Below are 5528 nucleotides of genomic sequence, written 5' to 3'. Positions count from 1 at the left end.
AAAAGGTCGTGGTTTCAGGATCATTATAATCTCCATGCCAACCCATGCAGCGGTCGTCATCACGGCAGTTCCCGTCCTCATCAACATCCAATAGCCAATCATTTTTTGGCATCTCAGCGAGATAAAAATCACGCACGTGAATAAATTCTAAATTACTCCAGTAATTTAGAACGGAATCAGTAGAGTAAACCTGCTCCGCATCGCCAATTAATGGCAAGCCCGTATTCTCATCATAGCTTGTTTCTCCAACTGTGGCTGCCGGTTCGACTGATTCCTGAGCTGGTTCGGAAGGATCGGATTCCGTGATGACTGATTCTCCTGGAATATAGCGCGCAATCCCACCGCCGCTGCGTGTAAAACCTGCTCCAACCCAAACCACACCTGAACTGTCTACATAGACCGCATTGACATTATTTGCCGGCAGGCCATCGGCGGTTGTGAAGTGCTCCCAGGTTTCGCCGTCGCCATGATAAACGCCAGCATATGTGCCAACCCAGATCGAGCCATCCGGGCTGATCGCGATGCTGGAGACTGACTGAACTGATTCCCCCAAAATCCCGGAAATACTTTTGGGCTCCAGCAGCGTAACCACTTGCTCTCCATCATAGCGAGCCAACCCATTGGGCGTGCCCAGTAAGAGAGAATCGTCCCCATCTTTGACGATGACGGAAATATTATCACTTGGCAAGCCTGCAGAGGTTGAGTCAAGTACGACCTCAACGCTCCCGTTTTCGAAATTTGCGAGTCCGTCGACTGTGCCAATCCAAATCGTATCACCATCGGCATATAGGGAGCGGACGACTTTGTTGGGCAAACCGTCTGCATCAGTCAGGAGTGCGCCGCCCATAATGAGCAAGCCTTCGCTTGTGCCAATATATGGGGTTCCATCTTTGTCGAAAGCAATCGCATTGACGCTGCCAATAATCCCCTCCTCCTCTCCATAACGGGACCAGGTTGACCCATCAAAGGAACTCGCTCGTTTTGAATCGTGGGCAAACCACACCTTACTGGATGGGTCAACATACACACCTTGGGCCCATCTGGATGGAGGTCCGCCATCTCCGGCAGGGAAAGTTTCCCAGGAGGCCTCGACGTTCCCTGGTTCAAATCGCTGGATACCGAGATCTGTCGCCACCCATAACTTGCCATCGTTACTTTCGGCAAAATCCTCAACAAAATTACCAACCAACTGGTCTTCCTGCAGGAGCAAATTACGCCACTTACTCCCATCATATGCCCAAATACCGCCACCATAGGTGGAGAAATATACATCCTCGTCTGCGCCGGTAGCCATGTCCGTCAAATAATAGTCACGGTTTCCATCATGGGTGCTAAGACAGCTTTCTTGAGCAGGATCAAATTGGCATAGTTTATTGCTGCTGCTTGCAACCCAAACAGAACCATCTGATGCGAGGGATACAGCACTCAGCCTCCCAGCGGGAAAACCATCAACGTTATCATTATTGAACTGACTCATTTTTCCTTGCTGGAAGCGAAGCAAGCCGCCATCAGAGCCAACCCAGACCGTTTCATCGGATGCGGTTGCGATGGCCTCCGCGCTTTCATCAGGCATACCAGTACCCTCATTGTACATCTGGATTCCATCTGCGCTGACCACAGAGATACCCTTGTAGCCCACCGCCCATATGTCTGTTCCAACTGCGGTTATCCCATCCACACTGTTCCAGGCCAGGCCATCATCCTCCAGATAGCGCTGCCAGCCGCCGCTAGCGATATCCAGAATGCCCAAACCACGATATCCGACAAGCAAACGACCGTTTTCTTCGTCACAAAATAACTCGTCTATCTTTGAATTGGCGACATGGCTGTCTTCCGGGGTGATCGGGGTGGCATCCCATGTACCGGAAGAAATATCGTACCGACTCAAACCAGTTTCGGTGGCAACCACCACGGTTGGATTTGGCATCGAGCAGATAACCACATCGTAGGCGCTGAGATGCCCAAGGCCATCCAGGGGTGTATATTTGGCAGGCTGATCGTTGTTCAAATCCCAGGCGACCACACCACCTTCTGTAGCGGCCCAGAGTACGCTATCATGCACAGCGATCCCGTTGACGAAATTAGCATTGGAGAAGATACGCCAACCGGGTTCGTAGCCGGGTTCGTATTCCTTGGACGAGCTTGCCTCCTGCTCTGACGGGGTCTCAGGACCCGATGAATCATCTTTGCCACCACTAAACAAGCTGCAGGAAAGACTGACGAGAATTAATCCGATCAAGACAATAATAATGTGACGATTTGCTTTCATTTTTTCTCCTTTGGTGTTTTTAATATATTTTGACGTTTAGACAATTGAATAATTGCTCCCCAGCCCTGAAGCAGGACCGTAGAGCATTTTCATAGGTATTTAATATGCATTACACATACACAGACCAATATCCCAAAATAAACCTGGGCCACAGGCTTGAGGGGCACAACTGCCTCCTCCGCCTCCACTGCTTCCGCCAGAGCTTCCCCCGCCTCCACTGCTGTCACTCCCCAAGGCGCCACTATTTTTGACGATATTTACATCCTCATCCGAAACGATGGGCTGATCGCAGCCATCCAAAAATACTTCAAGCGATTGGACAGTATTCATATAATTACTTGGTAATATGAAGCTGCAATATAGCCGGCCCTTATATCCAAGATAATCACAACTCTTTGCGGTGATCTCTCCCAGCGTAGCGCTGTATTCCCAGGGGCCTTCAACGCCCGGAATATCAATTTCCAGACCAGGTACGCCACCGGGGAACGAGACATACAGGGTTGGGGCCGCTGATTGAGGGATAACATCAAGCAAAGTCAGAGAATTCTCCAGATTGTCAAATATAGAGCAGCGATCTCCGCCAGGTTCCGGATCGGAACTGCCTCCAGGGCTGGCTGCTCCGCTTCCGCCGCCGCCATTTTCCCCTGGCGGATCCTCATTCAATTCCGGGACGACCCACTCCACGGGGGCTGTATTGAGCTGAACCGGACCACCATTGGAGCAGGCTGAAGCAGCCGTATCGATCGACTGTTCCACCAGTCCGAATCTGTTTGCATAATCAATCGCAGTCTGGCAATTTGCGCTCCAGGAAACATCCAGGGTGGCTTCCATCATCCCGATCCAGGCCATAAAGTCCAGATAATCTTCGACCGTGTACATCGGATATCCGCTGTAGCCCAATTCCTCAGCGCAGGCGGCTACATCTCCCACAGGCGTATCTCCAAATGCTTCAACACCTTCGCAATACAGGGTGGTTCCAATGTCAACTCCTGTCAGACTGGAAAGCGTGTCTGATACCGCTTCATAGGCCTCGCAGTCGGGTACTTCATTACTACCCACCCAGGCTTCTGCCTCTGCATATGATTGGGGGTCGTTACAACCATTCAAGGCAGCAAACGCCCCCTGAAAGGTTCCTTCAGCGACAGCCTGACCTGAGCTCTGATAAAGAGGGGATTCATACTGATCGCTGTCACACCACTGGACCACCATCCGACAGGGATCAGGCATGGCCGGATTGCTAACAAAACCGTAGGCTTCGATGATCTTATCGTACATGTAATCGTTATCCATATAAGGGCGAATTTCGTCTGGCGTATACCCAAAGCCCATCGCCTCGGCACAGTAGGCCATTGGAGATCCAATGTAGGCAAACTCATTGCCAATGCTGCCCGAACTTCCTACCGCAAAGTAGGTGTGATCTTTTGCATGATCGATATAATCCAGGCAGGCTTGTGGGGGCATTTCTGTGGGAAGCGGGGGCGGCTCACTCTCCCCTCCAAATTGATCCCAATAATTCTCGGTGCCGGTTAAGGATTCCGAAATAAACGCACAACTATCCATTGCCGCACCCGGATCGTCATCGCCAAGGGAAAATGTAAGACAGGCTGTATAAATAGCCGTACTTAGAAGGCCACCAAAGGTATTATCCCAAAGGGATTCAATACCGCTCAAAAGCTCCCACTCACCATCGAAATCACCAGTGAATATACTCAAAACATCGTCAAAGGTCTCAACTATGCCACTGAAAAAATCGTGTAACGCTCCCATGACACCGCCTGGACCATCATTGGTAGATCGCCGAGGATCCATTGCCCACATCAAATCGAATAAGGTTCGCGATTCAAAAAGATCGTCAATGCCATCTGCCTCAGGATATCCCAATGCTGCTGCGCAAGCATTCGCCTTCTCATATAAGGCTTCCTGTTGGGTTGGATTAAGCGATCCGGGGCTTCCGGACCACCCCTGGGGTGCATTGTAATAGTCCATCAGATTTTGCCAGGCTTCCTCTGGGTTGGCTTCGAAACCATCCTGGAGATTATCAAAAAATCCGCTCTCTTCTTCGGTCTCAGGCAATAAAGCTGCAATAGCCGGCTCACAGGCCTCGGGTAAACCATCTGTTCCTACATTCTGGATGCAGCAGCCGATCACGCCCCAGGCTTCAAAGGGATTGTCGACCTCACCCAATCCCAGAGCTTCGGCAGCTTCATTCAGTTCGTCAAAATCTATAACCAGGTTACCGGCAGTCGCTTCGGACAGGGCTTTTTTGACATTTCCCGTCAAGGAAAAACCCGCCGACGTATAAATAAAATCCGTTACTACGGGAGTGTCCATTGCAAGGATCGGTCCACTGCAAAAGATCTTGCTGGCCTCTGAGCCATTTAACTCACATTCGAAGGTCAGTTTTTCTTCGCCAGTATCGATATTGGCTGTATAGGTTCCCGGGGGTAGCGCTGTCCCGCCCGTCCCGAAGGTGATTAAACCCGTTCCATCTGCCAGGGCAATTGAATCTATAAATTCCAGATCGATCTCCGGGGATTCAGCAAATTTCACACCGGAGAAGAATACCTCTTCATCGAAGACGACAGGGTTGACTTGATTACCGGATCCATTTTCAGAGGACTGGGCGTTTGTCGCTTCACTACCATCCTGATTAGATGTCTCGGTCTGATCTCCATCTGGATTGACAATCTCCCATACCCTGGCTCGATAGCCAAAGACACAGGAAAAAATTAACAGAAATATTAGCAGAAGCAAGAGCCATTTTTTCTTTACATTTTTCTTTTCATTTGTGTTTTCTGACATTTGACCATCCTTTGATTTTCAATTAAGATTCTTTTCCCTAGAAAGAATTATTGCTTACAAGCAGAAAAATCAAGGATAATGAGCAAAAACAAGCATCCTCTCATCCCTCCACCATAAACAATATCTTGGAGTATTTACCAGGTTAAATGCCCTAACCTGACACAGCAACCGCTACCACGTTCATGAGAATTTGATGAAGAGGGATTGAGAATCCTGTTTTGAGATATTCCCCTCCCCCACAGGACAGTATGTAATATTTACCTTTAGAGAAGATATTCCCAGTTCTCAAAAATCCTTCCTCAACGTTACTGGCATAACAATGTCGATTGCGATTGCTTCTCTACCGATAAAATATTCCTGTGCATTTTACCGCGGGAATCCGACAATCCAAAGGAAATTACGCTTGTTTCGCTTCAATTAGTTCTTATGGGGGAATAGTGAATTAATTTACTTGAGA

The 5528-nt window shown here is 49.2% G+C and carries 2 protein-coding genes; both read right to left on the bottom strand.

Annotated features, from left to right (window positions below):
- The coding region (locus AC3DOM_RS15155; protein ID WP_487919883.1) for a ligand-binding sensor domain-containing protein at nucleotides 1-2269 on the bottom strand (2269 nt) is incomplete at its 3' end.
- 99 nt (nucleotides 2270-2368) lie between these two features.
- Nucleotides 2369-5071, bottom strand: coding sequence for a hypothetical protein (locus AC3DOM_RS15150; protein ID WP_487919882.1), 2703 nt, complete (start codon nucleotides 5069-5071; stop codon nucleotides 2369-2371).
- Between the last annotated feature and the right edge of the window lie 457 nt (nucleotides 5072-5528).

Source organism: Candidatus Desulfolinea nitratireducens, assembly GCF_982879505.1.
Note: the sequence above shows the minus strand (reverse complement) of the source record. Positions and strands in the feature narration are given on the sequence as shown.

Bases quoted from the DNA above. Each gene is read 5' to 3' on its own strand.
- AC3DOM_RS15150 (WP_487919882.1), bottom strand. From the start codon at position 5,071: ATGTCAGAAAACACAAATGAAAAGAAAAATGTAAAGAAAAAATGGCTC.